At 33.0% G+C, this 16,752-nt stretch carries 16 protein-coding genes; 4 read left to right on the top strand and 12 right to left on the bottom strand.

The genetic code is table 11. The features are described 5' to 3' along the window. Window positions 1-20: 20 nt before the first annotated feature. A complete protein-coding gene (locus AL499_RS11810; RefSeq protein WP_002477960.1) occupies window positions 21-407 on the bottom strand; it encodes a hypothetical protein in 387 nt (128 codons plus the stop codon). Between the two features lie 125 nt (window positions 408-532). After that, window positions 533-1,288: a type I methionyl aminopeptidase gene (gene map, locus AL499_RS11805; RefSeq protein ID WP_002461338.1), complete on the bottom strand. Its 756-nt coding sequence runs from the start codon at window positions 1,286-1,288 to the stop codon at window positions 533-535. Window positions 1,289-1,532: 244 nt separating this feature from the next. Here map and AL499_RS11800 point away from each other — a divergent pair, with 244 nt between their 5' ends. After that, on the top strand, window positions 1,533-2,513 hold the full coding sequence (locus tag AL499_RS11800) for an FUSC family protein (RefSeq protein WP_002492696.1): 981 nt from the start codon (window positions 1,533-1,535) through the stop codon (window positions 2,511-2,513). Between the two features lie 133 nt (window positions 2,514-2,646). Then, entirely contained in the window at window positions 2,647-4,008 is a 1,362-nt protein-coding gene (locus tag AL499_RS11795; RefSeq protein WP_037540479.1) for an FAD-dependent oxidoreductase, read from the top strand. Between the two features lie 410 nt (window positions 4,009-4,418). Here the strand turns inward: AL499_RS11795 and isaB are convergent, their stop codons facing one another. The 3 genes from isaB to murT form a co-directional block, all read right to left on the bottom strand. Continuing rightward, the gene (gene isaB / locus AL499_RS11790) at window positions 4,419-4,970 is read right to left on the bottom strand and encodes an immunodominant staphylococcal antigen IsaB family protein (RefSeq protein WP_002492710.1); all 552 of its coding nucleotides are present in this window, start codon (window positions 4,968-4,970) and stop codon (window positions 4,419-4,421) included. 232 nt (window positions 4,971-5,202) lie between these two features. Continuing rightward, window positions 5,203-5,928, bottom strand: a complete 726-nt coding sequence (gene gatD / locus AL499_RS11785; RefSeq protein WP_002477956.1) for a lipid II isoglutaminyl synthase subunit GatD — start codon at window positions 5,926-5,928, stop codon at window positions 5,203-5,205. Next, the gene (gene murT / locus AL499_RS11780; RefSeq protein ID WP_002492729.1) at window positions 5,929-7,242 is read right to left on the bottom strand and encodes a lipid II isoglutaminyl synthase subunit MurT; all 1,314 of its coding nucleotides are present in this window, start codon (window positions 7,240-7,242) and stop codon (window positions 5,929-5,931) included. It abuts the gene before it with no gap. A 178-nt stretch (window positions 7,243-7,420) separates the two neighbouring features. Here murT and ftnA point away from each other — a divergent pair, with 178 nt between their 5' ends. Beyond that, complete coding sequence (gene ftnA / locus AL499_RS11775) at window positions 7,421-7,921, top strand: H-type ferritin FtnA (RefSeq protein WP_002477954.1); 501 nt, start codon at window positions 7,421-7,423, stop codon at window positions 7,919-7,921. Window positions 7,922-8,074: 153 nt separating this feature from the next. Beyond that, a complete protein-coding gene (locus AL499_RS11770; protein ID WP_094449197.1) occupies window positions 8,075-8,629 on the top strand; it encodes a 3'-5' exonuclease in 555 nt (184 codons plus the stop codon). A gap of 214 nt (window positions 8,630-8,843) precedes the next feature. On the opposite strand, the gene dinB is transcribed toward AL499_RS11770, so the two are convergent. The 7 genes from dinB to gatA form a co-directional block, all read right to left on the bottom strand. Continuing rightward, window positions 8,844-9,923 carry a DNA polymerase IV gene (dinB, locus tag AL499_RS11765; RefSeq protein WP_002492706.1) on the bottom strand — a complete coding sequence of 360 codons (1,080 nt, stop codon included), beginning with the start codon at window positions 9,921-9,923 and terminating at the stop codon, window positions 8,844-8,846. Window positions 9,924-9,964: 41 nt separating this feature from the next. After that, entirely contained in the window at window positions 9,965-10,270 is a 306-nt protein-coding gene (locus tag AL499_RS11760) for a TfoX/Sxy family protein (protein ID WP_002492730.1), read from the bottom strand. A gap of 101 nt (window positions 10,271-10,371) precedes the next feature. Then, a complete protein-coding gene (locus tag AL499_RS11755; protein ID WP_002492737.1) occupies window positions 10,372-10,920 on the bottom strand; it encodes a metalloprotease family protein in 549 nt (182 codons plus the stop codon). 174 nt (window positions 10,921-11,094) lie between these two features. Then, window positions 11,095-12,480: a 23S rRNA (uracil(1939)-C(5))-methyltransferase RlmD gene (rlmD, locus tag AL499_RS11750; RefSeq protein WP_002492695.1), complete on the bottom strand. Its 1,386-nt coding sequence runs from the start codon at window positions 12,478-12,480 to the stop codon at window positions 11,095-11,097. An 82-nt stretch (window positions 12,481-12,562) separates the two neighbouring features. Next, window positions 12,563-13,561 (bottom strand): diacylglycerol kinase, encoded by a 999-nt coding sequence (locus AL499_RS11745; protein ID WP_002492714.1) that lies wholly within the window; start codon window positions 13,559-13,561, stop codon window positions 12,563-12,565. Window positions 13,562-13,854: 293 nt separating this feature from the next. After that, the gene (gene gatB, locus AL499_RS11740) at window positions 13,855-15,282 is read right to left on the bottom strand and encodes an Asp-tRNA(Asn)/Glu-tRNA(Gln) amidotransferase subunit GatB (RefSeq protein WP_002461357.1); all 1,428 of its coding nucleotides are present in this window, start codon (window positions 15,280-15,282) and stop codon (window positions 13,855-13,857) included. Between the two features lie 12 nt (window positions 15,283-15,294). Beyond that, on the bottom strand, window positions 15,295-16,752 hold the full coding sequence (gene gatA / locus AL499_RS11735) for an Asp-tRNA(Asn)/Glu-tRNA(Gln) amidotransferase subunit GatA (RefSeq protein ID WP_002461359.1): 1,458 nt from the start codon (window positions 16,750-16,752) through the stop codon (window positions 15,295-15,297).

Raw genomic sequence — 16,752 nt, 5'->3', positions numbered from 1 at the left:
CGCCTCCTGAACAACTCAATTTAAGCAACATGACAAATTTGTTGCACGAGATGACATTCTTTTTCAGTAATAATGCGTTCTTTAGATTGTTGTGTTAAATCGGCCTCAATTTTAGCACAATAAGCTTCAAATTGATCCAATCTTGCTTTAATCGCTTGAATTTCACCATCATTAATTTCTTCTGCACACCGAATATTACAAACATGCAATATATCAATATATTTATTTTCTAACGTTGATGTCAAGCTGTCAATTAACTTTAATAAATGTGCTCTTTTTTCATTTAAGTATGCAATATAGTCTTCTATATTTTTTAATTTTGTATCTAAAATAAGTTTATATTCGTCGATACTTTCTTTAACAATATCTTTTAAAAATTTTTGTAAGTATATATCCATATATGTCATAGAACCACCTCGTTATCGATTAGTTCTATTGTAAAATAAATCCGAAGCCCAAATAATAGGCTTCGGAACCATTTTAATATCATACTTTAGCCGTATAAGATTAATTTTATGTAATACTTTACATCTTACTTATCAATTTTAGTCGTTAACAATGGCCCATCTTTTGTCACTATGACAGTATGTTCAATTTGAGCTACAAAACTTTTATCGCTTGTTTCAAATGCCCATTCATTTTTTCCTTCTGTGACAAATGTAGCATTTGAAGAAATAAATGGTTCCACTGCAATAACGACACCTTCTTTAAGAAGTGTTTTATCTTTTGGATCATAGTAATTCATAACATGATTTGGCGCTTCATGCAATGATAGACCTACTCCATGCCCAGTTAAATTCTTAATTACTGTTAAATCATTTTTACGGGCAGTAGCATGTACAGCTTTACCAATATTGCTTAATTTAGTGCCTGGCTTAACCTTTTTCATCGCATTTTCAAACGCCATAATAGCAACATCACATACCTTTTGTTTCATAGGATTGTCCGCTTCTCCCACTACAAATGATATACCTGTATCTGCGTAGTAACCATTTTTCAATGCAGATACATCAATATTTACTAAATCACCTTCGCGGATAATACGCTTACCTGGAATACCATGGGCAACTTCTTCATTTACACTAATACATGTTTGTCCAGGAAAATTTTCATCGTGTATGGGTGCAGAAATAGCACCGTACTCTTCAAATAATTCTTTAGCAATATTATCTAATTCTTTTGTTGTAATTCCAGGTTTAGTAGCCTCTTGCATAGTATCTCTTACTTTAGCGCAGATATATCCTATCTCTTTTAAGGCTTGTAATTCTTCTTCTGTTTTAACAATCATATTATCCCGTTCCTTTTTTAATGATATTATATCTTATTATACCAAAAATTTTTTGATATACTAATTGAGAACATTAATTTCTACATAATAGAAGTTTAAGTATCACACTGATAGAAATTGAGACTAGCGCTTAGAATTTAGTCAATTTAAAGAAATTGCGAGTGGGATTTTTTAACTTAATTTAAGTTCCCACTGAGCCTAGACCTTAATTATCTTAAAGTCTTTCGAAAGGTCAGAGTTTCAAATGAATAAATGGTATAAAAATATAATTGGAGCACGTACTATCAAAACAGGTGTTGCGACATTTTTTACTACAGTTTTTTGTATGTTATTAAATTTGACACCTATTTTTGCAATATTAACAGCAATAGTTACAATCGAACCTACTGCGAAAGCCTCATTAAAAAAAGGGTATCGACGCCTGCCTGCTACAGTCATAGGCGCACTTTTAGCCGTAGTTTTTACGTTTATATTCGGTGATCAATCTCCATTTTCTTACGCACTAAGTGCAACATTTACGATTTTATTATGTACTAAATTAAATTTACAAGTGGGAACAACCGTTGCAGTATTAACCTCTGTAGCAATGATTCCTGGTATACATGAAGCATACATATTCAACTTCTTCTCTAGATTATTGACAGCGGTTATAGGCCTTTTGACAGCTGGTTTCGTCAATTTTATTATTTTGCCGCCTAAATATTTCCAACAAATAGAAGATAATATCGCTATTTCTGAAACTAAAACGTTTGAATTATTTTCAAGTCGTATACATGAACTTTTATTAGCTAAATATCAATCTAACACTAGTAACGATAAGCTTTCAAATTTAATAGGTTTATATTCTAAGATTGAGACTTTAATAGGCTATCAAAGAGATGAATTACGCTATCATCATAAAAATGAAGAATGCTTGCATTTAAAAGACTTAACGAATCGTGCACATATTAACCGATTATTAATTACACATTTATCAAATATTATATATTTACCTAAACATACACGTATTGTATTTTCAAATGAAGAAAAACTTGCGATTATTAAAATCAGCAATAGTATTAAAAATATTCAATGTAATGACTGTTTCAACAAAGAACCTAAGGCGGCTTCAACATTAAAATCGTCAGTTAAGCTTCTTGAAGAATTTGATGTAAATCAGATAAAGAGTCATGTCATCTATGAAATCTTAATGATTTATAAAACGGTAGATAACCTTTATTCATAGCACTTTACAATCGAATGCTTAAGTGACAGTTTTATTACAATTTAAATTTTAGTTTCATTATTGAATAAAATGACTTAAAAGTGGTACATAACAACTGTACTGTTTTTAAGTCATTTTTTAGGAGGCATTTAAAATGAAATACATTATAGTTGGAACTTCACATGCAGGTTATGAAGTAATTGAGACACTATTAAAAGAAGATGAAAATGCTGATATTGAAGTATATGAAAGTGCCGATAAACCATCCTTCTTATCATGTGGTATTCAAAGTTATTTAGAAGATATTTCTCCATCATTAGATTCATTACATTACGCATCTGTAGAATCTTATAAAGCTCAAGGTGTCAAAATTCACACGAAACATACTGTCACTGATTTAGATACGAATAAAAAAACAATAACAGTTGAACACGATGGCCAATCATCAACGGTTAGTTATGATAAATTATTCTTAAGTCCAGGTGGTCAACCTGTAACGCCTCCAGTTGATGGTATAGATAAGTATAATCACGTATACTTTATGCGAGGACGTGAATGGGCAGATGCAATTAAAGCACGCATGCCAAAAGCGAAAAAAGCCATTGTTGTAGGTGGAGGCTATATTGGAATTGAAGCTGCCGAAGCGTTTGCTAAAGCAGGCATTGAGACAAAAATGATTGATATTACTGATCGCCTCTTATCTACCTATTTAGATAAAGAGTTCACTGATATATTAGAAACACATGCTAAAGACCACCATCTTACATTTTATGGGGGTCAAACAGTTAAATCTCTTGAAGGTAATGATCAAGGTGATGTAACAAAAGTTGTTACTGATAAAGATAAATTCGAGGCTGATACTGTGCTATTTGCTGTAGGTGTTGAACCTGCCACAGATTGGTTGAAAGGTAAAATTGATTTAGGTAAAAAAGGTATTATTAACATAAACCATAAGCAAGAAACGTCTGCCCAAGATGTATATGCAGGAGGAGACGCTACTTTGATACCTTTTGCTCCAATTAAAGAAGATCGCTATTTAGCTCTTGCAACTAATTCACGTCGTCAAGGTATTACTGCAGCTAAAAATATGGCGGGTAAAGATGCAACTATGCCAAGAGTATCAGGAACTTCAGGATTAGCACTGTTTGATTATCACTTCGGACAAACTGGTGTTCACGGTTCAGAAAGTGATCAATATGATGGTAATTTAGGTCAAACTTATATTGAAGAACTAATAAGACCTAAATTTATGCAAGACCAAACAAAAGTACACATGAAAATGATTTATGATAAAGACAGTCATAAAATTTTAGGTGGTCAAATCATGTCAAAAGAAAATGTAATCGAATCTATCAATACAATTTCTGTGGCTATTTCTGCTAACTATACTTTAGAAGATTTGGCCGTACAAGACTTTTTCTTCCAACCGGACTATGATAGACCATGGAACTACCTTAACGTTTTAGCTCAACAAGCTTTAGGTGAAACATATGGTAGCGATAAAATGCTATTCTGATGATACTATGTAGTTATATTTATATATTTTCCAATAAATATATAAAAGATTAAAATAATCAGTTTTGGGACATCATTATGTTTCAGGCTATGAACTAAATATTGGCAGTAGTTGACTGGATTGAAAATATGCTCATACTAAGCTTGTTTCAATCCTAGTCAACTTTGACGGAGCGGGACCACGAATTCATAATGATTTCTGTCCCGCTCCATTTTTCTTGTGAAAAGTAATCTATCAATAAAATAGAAAATGTAATCAAATTCAAATGAAAAGTCATCTTATTTATGTGATATTACATATTTATAAAATTTTAGATTTTCATTTTGCTAAATAAACCATATAAAATACAAATACCTCAAAAAGATTCACTCACAATGAACCTTTTCGAGGTGTTTTTTAAAACATAGAATTTATTCTGTTTCACCTTGACCAATCGTCACTGAAGTGACATAGTCATTTTCTATTTTGAATTGTAATTTAATTTGATCTCCATGATATACATATACACCATCATCGGGATGATTAGTGTCTGAATTAGTGTGAGGTATACGATTCAATTTATCACTAGGATAAGCATCTTTCATTTGGTTTAAAGACACTGATTGATCCGTTACTTTAAATCGAATACTTGTAGCAGTATCATCACTTGTTGCTCTAACTTCTTGATCATACACCTGTTTGTACTCTATATTATCTTCCTTGTCCTGATCAATCTTGTAGCCGTTAAAGTTCAACTGTCCACTATCTAATGCGTTAATAAAATTTTCACTAGTAAGATAAGAAGCATTTTCACCTGCATTACCATTATGTACAAACTCGCCTTGATCTTGAGTTACTTGATTGTTGTAACTTGACGCATGATTGTCCCCATTAACCATTTGTTCAGCGTGTGCAACTTGCGAAAGTGAAAAAGCCATCGATGATGCAGCAAGCGTTAAACCCATCATTTTGAAAACCTTCATTTTCTCACTCCTATATACTTTTAAAATTAAAGTTCACTCACACACTTTTAGTATATCAACATTGGATGAAAGTCTAATCTATTTTTCTCATCTCCCTCTTTCTAGCACTTTACTGTCCTTCATCTTCATTTTAAAGACGGTTAAGCATCCTAAGTGTCTGAATTAAAAAAGAGTTAGATTATCAACTAATTTAGTCATTAATCTAACTCTCAACACGTTACCCTTTAAATCTTTACTTTTTATTGTTTTTAGCACGATCAATCAATACTTTTTTCGCGGCTTCTTCTTCAGTATTATCTAATTCTTTAGGCTCAAATGGAATTCCTTTTCGTTCACATGCTTTTTCAAGCAAATAATCTGTCATTTCGTGATTTTTCGGTAATACAGGACCATGTAAATAAGAACCTAATAAATTCTTATAGTGAATTCCTTCTTTGCGATCTGTGTCATTATTCCCGTAGCCATGTGTTACATGACCAAGCGTACCAAAATTATGATAAGTTCTACCACCATGGTTTTCAAAGCCAACTATTGTTCCAAATGTATCACTTTCAATAACAATGTCACCTGTTAAACGATCTGTTTGAGACTCTGTATAAAAGTCAAGTACACCTAATCCTTCAAGTTCTGTGCCATCTGGTGTAATATATTTCGTGCCTAAAAATTGGTACCCGCCGCAGATAGTAAGACCAGGCATACCATCTTCTATCGCTTCTTTAAGTGGCATCTTAATCTTACTAAGTTCTTTAGTGGCGAGCGCTTGCTCTCTATCACTACCACCACCAATGAAAAAAATATCGCAATCATCAAATGTTACACCATCTGTTTCATTAATTTCTTTAACATTAAGTTTGATATTTCTCTTTTTAGCACGTTGTTTTAACGCAATAATATTACCAATGTCACTGTATAAATTTAATTTATCAGACATAAAATGATATACCGTCAGTTCATTCATTTACGACTGTCCTCCTTCAAAAGAGCGATTTAATTGCTCTAACATTGGTGTTAAAGAAGTATAGTTAGGAATAGCGACCGTAAACGATGTATAGTCCATTGTTTTAGCAGTTGCTTTGTAAATGTCGTTTTCAACAATAACAGGTACATTTACTTCAGCAAGTTTCAAACGCAATTGAAGTTCTTCAGCACGAGTACCTGTAACGATTATGGCTTCAATATCTTGTTTTGTTAACTTTTCAAAGTCAGCATCGTAAATCCACGATGTATCACGACCATCTGCTGCGTTATCATTTAAGCTAATAACATACACTTTTTTACCTTCTAACTGTTCCCCAACTGATAAACTTGCATTCATACCAGCAGGATTTTTAGCAAGATTTATCATCGCTTCTTTATTTCCTTTAGAAAAGTACTGCATTCGTCCATTATCTGAAGTATATGTTTCAAAACCTTTTTGAATCGATGCATCATTAAGACCTAATTCTTTTAATACAGCATATGCTGCTATAGCATTGAATGCGTTGAAATCTCCAGCAATCTTCATATTAAAAGTAAAATTATTGATCGTCATATTTAGAAATGGTGACGCTTCAAAAGTGGAAACTTCATATGTAGGATTTTCACGTTTGAATCCACATTCACAATGATAGTGACCAATATGATTATAGTGAATATAATCATATTGCAATAGACGTCCACAGTTAGGGCAATATTTACTTTCATTCATGGTACTTTGTTCAAACTCATGTGCATGAGCTTCCATACCATAATAAACTAAAGCATCACTTGCAATTTTTAATCGACTTACAAATGGATCATCCGCATTTAATAATAATTTGATGCCCTTATTACCTATAGACTTTGCAATATTGTTAACCATAATATCTATTTCGCCAAATCGGTCCATTTGGTCACGGAAAAAGTTAGTAAAGACCATCATTGAAGGTGTCACTTCTTTTAGTACACGAGGAATTGACCCTTCATCAATTTCAATAACAGCAATTTTGGTGTTTTTTGTTGATTGCATTATAAATGCAGATGTAATTCCAGCGGCCATATTGGCACCTTCATTATTATGAATTATATCAATATGATTCTTTTTTAATGTATGTCCTATTAAATTTGATGTCGTTGTCTTTCCATTCGTTCCACTAATAAATACAATATCATCAACATTAGCTGCTAATTTGCGTAGTATTGTAGGATCCACTCTGCGTGCAATTTGTCCTGGTAAATCTGTACCTTTTTTACCTATTGATCTGCTTGCAGTTCTAGCAAGTTTTGCTAAGTGGATTGCAGTCCATTGTCTCATTGGCTTCCTCCTCGTCTCTCTCACTCGAATAATTATAACACGTACGCTGGATAACAAAAAATAATCATTACCAGATTATATAACTTTTCTTATTGAACTCAAAGCTTTTACTAACACAACGTGCTTTGATATACTGGTGATGGTTGATTAAGTTAATTAAATAATGAGGTGAATGTTTATGCTAAGTAAAGATCTTTTAGCTGCATTAAATGAACAAATGAACCATGAATATTTTGCTGCTCATGCGTATATGGCAATGGCAGCGTATTGTGACAAAGAATCATATGAAGGATTCGCTAACTTTTATATTCAACAAGCGAAAGAAGAAAGATTCCATGGTCAAAAAATTTATGATTATATCAATGACCGTGGCGAGCATGCTGAATTCTCTGCTTTGCCAGCACCAAAGATTGAATTCAATTCAATTTTAGAAACATTTAAAGATGGTTTAGCTCAAGAACAAGATGTAACGCATCGTTTTTATAATTTATCAGAGATTGCACGTAATGATAAAGATTATGCGACAACATCATTTTTAAACTGGTTTTTAGATGAGCAAGTTGAAGAAGAAGCTATGTTTGAAACACATATTGATTACTTAAATCGTATTGGTGATGACTGTAATACACTTTATTTATATGAAAAAGAACTAGCATCACGAAATTTTAATGAAGAATAAGTCATCTTAGTATTCGTTTTATGTCTGAAAATCATAATGATTTTCAGGCTTTTTTTACATCTATTCATTTTGACTTAATCACTTTACTATGCATATTGAGAATGTTTGGTTTACAATCATTATATTAATGATTGTAGAAAGGTTGTGATGCCATTGACTAATAATGCCTTTGTAGCTTTAGACTTTGAAACTGCCAATGGCAAACGTACAAGTATTTGTTCAGTTGGTATGGTAAAAGTAATTGATAATCAAATTACTGAATCTTTTCATACGTTAATAAATCCACAAGATTACTTTTCTAAAAAAAATATTAATGTACATGGCATAAATCCAGAAGATGTGATACATGCACCACAATTTGATTATGTATTTCCATACATGCTACAGTTTATTGCTAATTTACCCGTTGTCGCACATAATGCTGCATTTGATATGAATGTGTTACATCAGAGCTTGAAACAAGCAGGTATTATAACTCCAGATTTAACTTATTTTTGTTCATATCAACTTGCTAAGAGAACTATAGATGCACCAAGATATGGTTTAAAGCACATGATGGATTTTTACAATTTAGATTTTCATGGTCATCATGATGCTTTAAATGATGCTAAAGCCTGTGCCATGATTACTTTCCGGTTGTTGCAACATTATGATGATTTAGCAACGATGCTCTCTATCTATGGTAAGAATTTAAAGGACAAAGGCTAAACTATATAGATATTTTTTAATATCGTTATACTATACTAAAATGCAGGAGGGAGCAGGACAGAATTCATAATGCATTCGTCGTCCTGCCCCGGCAAGGCTGACTAGAATTGAAACAAACTTAGTATCAGCATATTTTCAATTCAGTCAACTACTGCCAATATTTAGTTCATAGCTTAAAATATAACTGTGTTCCTGGCGCTTTAATATTGTTATCTTATGACTTAGAAATAAAGTCATAAATCGTCATATTACGATAAGTCGACTTAACCAAATTTCCTACAGTTACTCCAATTAACCGTATAGGCATCTCAGGATCTTTTAATTCTGCATACAACATATATGCGATATTATAGATGTCAGTTTCAGAACGAATTGGATCTCGGAGACTCATCTGTTTAGATAAAGTCTCAAATTTAAAGGTTTTAATTTTAACTGTCACTGTTTTAGCTGACTTCTGCAATTTATTTAAACGTTCAGCTGTCTTTCCTGACAACTCCCACATTTTCTGTAAAATTTCGTCATCATCATTAACATCTGTTGCAAAGGTTCTTTCTGTGCCAACAGACTTTCGAATTCGTGATGACTTCACTGGGCTATCATCAATACCTCGAGCTTTATTGTATAAACCTCTTCCTCGTTTACCGAATAAACGAACTAACTCAAACACATCTTTTTGGTATAAGTCTTGACCATTATAAATACCATGCTTATGCATAATTTTTTCAGAAGCTTTACCTACACCTGGAAAGTCTCCAATGTCTAATGCCATTAATATTTTATGGACATTTTCATAATCTATGACAGTCATTCCATTTGGCTTGTTCATACCACTAGCTAATTTGGCTAAAAACTTATTATACGAAACACCTGCAGAGGCAGTAAGATGTGTCTTTTCATAAATATCACGACGAATATAGTTAGCGATTTGTGATGCCGGTAAATCTGGACGTACTAAGTGTGTAATATCTAAATAAGCTTCATCTAAGGACATAGGCTCAACCGCTTCAGTATAACTACGAAAAATCGACATGATTTCATTTGAAATCGTTCTATATTTTTCATATTGTCCTTGTACATAATAACCGTCTGGACATAACTTGTGTGCCTGTGACATAGGCATAGCTGAATGGACACCATATTTACGCGCCTCGTACGATGCTGTAGATACAACACCTCTGGAACTTGCTTTGCCACCAACGATAACTGGTTTACCTCGTAGCTTAGGATTATCTCTCATTTCTACTTGTGCAAAAAAGAAATCCATATCGATATGCACGATTCGTCTCTCTGTCATTTCACTCCCACCTTTATGACATTTAATGAATACATATGAATCTAATGTTTATTTGTTTTTAAATCGTCCGCAATTACTTCAAATATCGACAACAATGCTTCATTGGTGATATTAACATCCACTTTTATCATTGGTTTTGCTCCAGGATAAGGTCGCACACTCGGATAATTAGTTGCTATCTTTCTAGATTGTGTAGTCATTTTTACAAGCAGTTGATTATCATATAGACCTCCAATCAAAACATCATCATAATATATCAAATATTCGCCCATCATTTTACGTGTTTTTACTGATGTGCTATTTATGTTAGTCATTATTTGGGTGAAAAACTGCTCACTTGTCGCCAAAATTGATTTCTCCCTATAAAAAATCTCAATACAATTATACTGTGGAATAAAAGTTAAAACATGTAATTCGCACACTATACAAATTGTACTGAGATACTATATTATTTACACTGATTATTAAAATAGTAAGGTCGATTATAATACATATAGAGACCGTCATTTGTATTTTGAATATATTTGAAGCGATTACTCCATGCAGTGCCTACTAAATATAAATCTATAAGACAGTATCCGATATGTATGCTGCTAATAAAAATAATTGAAGAATAAGCATAGAAGTTAAAAATAATAAGTAAAACAGTTGTTATTATAATAAGTGGAGCAATCATTGTGATTGTAAATTGATAAATATTCAAATATTTATCCGAAGTTTGACTGACGAGTAAACCTTTTTTATAGTCGAAGTGAATTCTATCGCCTTTTGACAAAATAAAGTACATCATTTTATGAATTAATTTATGCACGATTAACATAACTAAAAATCCAATTATGCCGAAAGTCACATTAATTAATATACTTTGTTCAATTACTTGAGTAAATGTAAACGCCCATTTATATGTCAGCAATATCATAAACATGATAACCACCAATTGAAGACAAACAAATCTGTATGGCTTTAATATACCGTTAGTTAAATCAATTTTGTGCATCACTTCGACCTCCTGTGCATTAAAGTCATCTATAGTATACAACTTTAATTCCATGCTCAAAAGGTTTTTTCAAAAAAGTAAGTTGACTGTAATATGAATTTAATAATCCAGTCAAATACTTAAAAAGTAACACAAATAGAAAATTATTATTTTACAAAGTATTTACCAATTATTCTATTTATGCTGTTTCTTTTTAAATAAAGCAACCGTCTCAATATGTGTGGTTTGTGGAAACATGTCTACGGGTGTAATTTCTTTTAAATCATATTGCGTAGCTAACATATGTGCGTCACGCTGTTGTGTGGATGGATTGCATGAAATATAAACAATTCGTTCAGGATTTAAATCAAGCAATGTTTGAATAAATTGCGCCTCACACCCTTTTCTAGGCGGATCTACCATTACAACATCTGGTTGGATACCCTCACGTTGCCAATCCATAATGACGTCTTCCGCTTTACCACACACAAATGTAGTGTTGTGTAAATCATTAACTAGTGCATTTTGGCGCGCATCTTTAATTGCAGAGGGTACTACTTCAACACCATAGACATGTTTGGCTACCGGTGCCATATATAAGCCAATTGTACCTATACCACAATACGTATCAAGTACAATTTCTTGCCCATCTAATTGCGCATAATCAATGGCCTTTTGATATAGCTTTTCAGTTTGGCTAGAATTAATTTGATAAAATGATTGATCACTAATTTTAAATGTAATATCGCTTAATTGATCAACGATCTTGTCTTTCCCATATAAAGTCACCGACTGCTGACCCATAATTACATTGGAATGACTATTGTTAATATTTTGTTTGATACTCGTAATGTTCGGAAAAGCTTGTTTTAACTGTTCCACCAGCATATTGGCGTGTTTAAATTTAGAACCATTCGTTACAAAGATTACCATGATTTCATCTGTATAATGCCCAGTGCGTATCACCAAGTGTCGTAAAACGCCTTTCTTAGTCCGCTCGTTATAAATACTGATATGATATTCATTTATCCATTTTTTAACATGATTCATAATATCTTGGTGTTGCTTATCTTGGATAAGGCAACTATCCATATCGATAATATCATGGCTTCTTTGACGGTAATAGCCCATAATTTTATGGTTCATTTTATCTTGACCAATTGGTACTTGCGACTTATTTCGATAGCGCCAAGGATTATCCATTCCAATAGTGTCATTGATTACTGTATCAGTAAATTGCCCTTTTCTATGAAAAAGATTAACAACTTGTTCTTTCTTCATTGCAAGTTGCGCTTCATAACTCATATGCTGTAATTGACAGCCTCCACATTTCCAATAATAAACACAAGGAGGGTCTACTCTATGATGACTCGCTTTATTTACCTCAAGTAATTTACCTATTGCAAAATTCTTCTTTACTTTAATAACTTTATACTTAATTTCTTCATTTATTAAGACATTAGGAATAAATATTGGATAACGATCAATTTTCACTACGCCATGCCCTTCGTGTGTTAAATCAATGACGTTACCGATTCTAATGTCATTTTTGTTTATTTCTTTCACATCTTCACCCCACATGAAAAAGAGGTTTAAGTCGTTTAATATAGATATGTGGCTTACACCCTATGTCCACAAACTAGACCTCAACCTCTTCAACTAACTATTCAACCTTATTATTTTCATTATCGTTAAATGTTTCACTAGTTGTTGCTTGATTATCATTAATACTACTTTTAACTTGTTGATCTGCCGTCAATTCTTCATTATGTATGTCTTTTGGCGTAAACACTTCAATATGGCGTTTTAAATTTAGAAAATTGGCTGGTAATTTCCCACCATATTCACCATCCACATTTAATTGCATCTCAGTAAATGAAGAAATATTAACTGATTTAGCTTTTTTATAAATAACTTTCGGATGTTTGGTATGTTCCCCACGTGAAGCAAGTGTCATAATGTGACCTAATTCTGCTAAATTAGCCTTTTCAACAATAATTAAAGTGAAATAACCATCATCTAACTTAGCATCAGGAACAAGTTTTTCGAATCCTGCCATTGAATTGGTTAAACCTAACAAAAATAACAGTGTTTCTCCTTGAAAGACTTCATCATCATATTCAATTCTTATATCTACAGCATTCATCTGTGGAAGCATTTCAAAACCTTTAATGTAATATGCAAAAGGCCCAACTATGGATTTTAGCTTACTCGGTGTTTCATATGACACTTGAGTAATTTTTCCACCAGCAGCTAAATTAATAAAGTAGCGGTTGTTCATTTTCCCTATATCTACTTTTGTAGTATGTCCATTTATGATTACATCTAATGCCCCCATGATATCATTTGGTAAATGTAAAGCTCGACCAAAATCATTAACCGTACCCATAGGAATAATACCTAACTTTGGTCTGTTTGGTTGTTCTGCAATCCCGTTGACAACCTCATTCAATGTACCGTCCCCACCAGCAGCAATAATCATATCATAGTTACACGCTAACGCACGTTCAGCTTCAAGTGTCGCATCACCTACACGTTCTGTAGCATAAGCGCTCGTTTCATAGCCGGCACGTTCTAATTTAATTAATACATCTGGTAACGTTCTTTTAAATAATTCTTTACCTGATGTAGGATTATAAATTATTCTTGCACGTTTTCTCATAGTTTATCCCTCTACTTTTTATACTCATACTTTATATTAAATGATTTATTCAGGAGTTAAAAGTATTTATGTCTAACATCGTAAATATTATTAATTTTAAATTGACTTTATTGACCGAATATTAAGTTTTCATTTATTTAACTTTACAATAGATTAAGAACGCATAATGTTTAGTAAGACATTATGCGTTCTCATACTCTTTTTTATATTATAAAGGTGGCCGCTTCACATATTCATATTATAGCTATTGCATAAATCTATGAATATTACTTCACATGTTTGTGAAAATAATATTAGCGTTGATCTAATTGTTGTTTCAATAACTTATTGACAATTTGTGGATTCGCTTGGCCTTTTGAAGCTTTCATAATTTGACCAACTAAGTAGCCCATCGCTCTACCTTTACCATTTTTATAATCTTCAACTGATTGTGGATTATTATCTAATGCTTCATTAACAAATTTCAATAAAGTTGCTTCGTCTGAAATTTGCACTAAACCTTTGTCTTCCATGATTTGTTTTGCGTCTCCACCATTTTCAGCTAATTCAGGGAAAACTTTTTTCGCAATTTTACTGCTCATTGTGCCATCTTCAATAAGTTTAATCATACCTGCTAAGTTTTCAGGTGTTAACTTTGTTTCTTCTAAATCAACTTGATTTTTATTTAAATATTCATTTACGCCACCCATGAGCCAGTTAGATGTTAACTTCACATCTGCACCTTGTGCTACAGCACCTTCAAAGAAATCAGACATTTCTTTTGTAAGTGTTAACACGTGTGCATCATACTCTGGTAAACCTAATTCTTTGACATATTTTGCTTTACGTTCATCTGGTAGTTCAGGAATGGTTTGTCGTACACGTTCTTTCCATGCGTCATCAACATACAATGGAACGATATCCGGTTCTGGGAAGTAACGATAATCATCTGAACCTTCTTTAACACGCATTAATATTGTTTTACCTGTAGACTCATCAAAACGACGTGTCTCTTGTCCAATGACACCACCATTGAGCAATTCTTCTTCTTGACGTTTTTCTTCATATTCCAAACCTTTTCTAACATAGTTAAATGAGTTAAGGTTTTTTAATTCCGTTTTAGTACCGAATTCTTTTTGCCCATATGGGCGTAATGAAATATTGGCGTCACAACGTAATGAACCTTCTTCCATTTTACAATCTGACACACCTGTATATTGAATAATTGAACGTAATTTTTCCAAATACGCATAAGCTTCTTTTGGAGAGCGAATATCAGGCTCAGAAACTATTTCAATTAATGGCGTACCTTGGCGATTAAGATCGACTAATGAATAGCCGTCTTTGTGTGATAATTTACCAGCATCTTCTTCCATGTGTAAACGCGTAATGCCAATACGCTTTGTTTCTCCATCTACTTCAATATCAATATATCCATGTTCACCAATTGGTTCATCAAATTGTGAAATTTGATACGCTTTTGGATTATCTGGATAGAAATAGTTTTTACGATCAAATTTAGAATTTGTTGCAATATCCATGTTTAAAGCCATTGATGCACGCATTGCCCAATCAACAGCACGTTTATTAACAACAGGTAAGACACCCGGATATCCTAAATCAATTACATTGGTATTTGAGTTTGGTTCTGCCCCAAAATGTGCGGGTGAGGGAGAGAACATTTTAGAATCTGTTTTTAACTCAACGTGAACTTCAAGTCCGATAACTGTTTCAAAATGCATTATTTCCACTCCTTATAAATTTTCGTATGCGTCATGTAGGTTGTATTGTGTTTCATATTGATAAGCAACACGATATAACGTCTTTTCATCAAATGGTTTACCAATAAATTGTAAGCCAATTGGTCGTCCATTGGATTGTCCACAAGGAACAGAAATACCTGGTAAGCCAGCTAAGTTTACCGGTGTCGTTAATAAGTCATTTGCATACATTGTTAGTGGATCATCTAGTTCATCACCTAAATTGAAAGCAGTTGTTGGCGCAGTAGGACCCACAATAACATCATAATCTTCAAATACTCTATCAAAATCATTTTTAATTAATGTTCTTACTTTTTGCGATTTTTTATAATATGCATCGTAATATCCAGAACTTAATGCAAAAGTCCCAAGGAAAATACGACGTTTTACTTCAGCACCAAAACCTTCGGAACGAGACATTTTATATAGCTCTTCTAATGTTTGCGCTTCTTTTGAGTGATAACCATAGCGGATACCATCAAAACGAGCCAAGTTAGCTGATGCTTCTGAAGATGCGATAACATAATATGAAGGAATACCATATTTTGTATTAGGTAATGATACTTCTTCTACTTCAGCACCTAATGATTTAAGTGTTTCTACAGCATTTTTAACTGATGATTTAACATCTTCACTGACACCTTCTCCTAAATACTCTTTAGGTAACGCTACTTTAAGACCTTTAATATCTTTTCCAATGTCTGAAGTGAAATCAACATCATCTACAGGCGCACTAGTTGAATCGTGTGCATCAACGCCTGAAATAGCTTCTAGCACGAGGGCATTATCTTTAACATTACGCGTAATAGGTCCAATTTGATCTAATGATGAAGCGAATGCTACTAAACCAAAACGAGATACTCGACCATAAGTAGGTTTCATACCAACTACGCCACAATATGCTGCTGGTTGTCTAATTGATCCTCCAGTATCAGACCCTAAACTAAATGGTACTAAGCCTGCTGCTACAGCCGCAGCAGAACCACCTGATGATCCACCCGGTACGGCCGTGTGATCAAAGGGATTGACCGTTTTTTTGAAGTAAGACGTTTCGGTTGAACCTCCCATAGCAAATTCATCCATGTTTAATTTACCGATTAATACTGCATTTTCATGCTTTAATTTATTCATTACTGTTGATTCATAAATTGGAACAAATCCTTCTAACATCTTGCTAGCACAAGTTGTTTCTACACCTTCAGTAATAATATTATCTTTAATCCCCATTGGTATACCGAAGAGCTTTCCATCCATTTGGTCTTTATCTTGTAAATGATCTAATTCTTGTGCTTTCTTAACTGCATTTTCTTTATCTAATGTTAAAAACGATTTAATCGTTGGATCTGTCTCTTCAATTGCATCATAAATATCTTTAACAATATCTGATGGTTTAACTTTTTTATCTTTAATTAATTGTTGTAGATTCTCAATTGATTCATATCGAATACTCAT

Origin of the sequence: Staphylococcus lugdunensis, assembly GCF_001558775.1 — a bacterium.
GTDB classification, from domain to species: domain Bacteria; phylum Bacillota; class Bacilli; order Staphylococcales; family Staphylococcaceae; genus Staphylococcus; species Staphylococcus lugdunensis.
This window is presented reverse-complemented; position numbering and strand designations above follow the sequence as displayed.

Excerpts from the sequence above, each read along its gene's own strand:
- AL499_RS11745 (WP_002492714.1), bottom strand. The coding sequence starts at position 13,561 with ATGAGAAAACGTGCAAGAATAATTTATAATCCTACATCAGGTAAAGAA.
- map (WP_002461338.1), bottom strand. The coding sequence starts at position 1,288 with ATGATTGTTAAAACAGAAGAAGAATTACAAGCCTTAAAAGAGATAGGA.
- AL499_RS11795 (WP_037540479.1), top strand. The coding sequence starts at position 2,647 with ATGAAATACATTATAGTTGGAACTTCACATGCAGGTTATGAAGTAATT.
- isaB (WP_002492710.1), bottom strand. The coding sequence starts at position 4,970 with ATGAAGGTTTTCAAAATGATGGGTTTAACGCTTGCTGCATCATCGATG.
- ftnA (WP_002477954.1), top strand. The coding sequence starts at position 7,421 with ATGCTAAGTAAAGATCTTTTAGCTGCATTAAATGAACAAATGAACCAT.
- AL499_RS11810 (WP_002477960.1), bottom strand. The coding sequence starts at position 407 with ATGACATATATGGATATATACTTACAAAAATTTTTAAAAGATATTGTT.
- rlmD (WP_002492695.1), bottom strand. The coding sequence starts at position 12,480 with ATGTGGGGTGAAGATGTGAAAGAAATAAACAAAAATGACATTAGAATC.
- AL499_RS11755 (WP_002492737.1), bottom strand. The coding sequence starts at position 10,920 with ATGCACAAAATTGATTTAACTAACGGTATATTAAAGCCATACAGATTT.
- gatD (WP_002477956.1), bottom strand. The coding sequence starts at position 5,928 with ATGAATGAACTGACGGTATATCATTTTATGTCTGATAAATTAAATTTA.
- murT (WP_002492729.1), bottom strand. The coding sequence starts at position 7,242 with ATGAGACAATGGACTGCAATCCACTTAGCAAAACTTGCTAGAACTGCA.
- dinB (WP_002492706.1), bottom strand. The coding sequence starts at position 9,923 with ATGACAGAGAGACGAATCGTGCATATCGATATGGATTTCTTTTTTGCA.
- AL499_RS11800 (WP_002492696.1), top strand. The coding sequence starts at position 1,533 with ATGAATAAATGGTATAAAAATATAATTGGAGCACGTACTATCAAAACA.
- gatB (WP_002461357.1), bottom strand. The coding sequence starts at position 15,282 with ATGCATTTTGAAACAGTTATCGGACTTGAAGTTCACGTTGAGTTAAAA.
- gatA (WP_002461359.1), bottom strand. The coding sequence starts at position 16,752 with ATGAGTATTCGATATGAATCAATTGAGAATCTACAACAATTAATTAAA.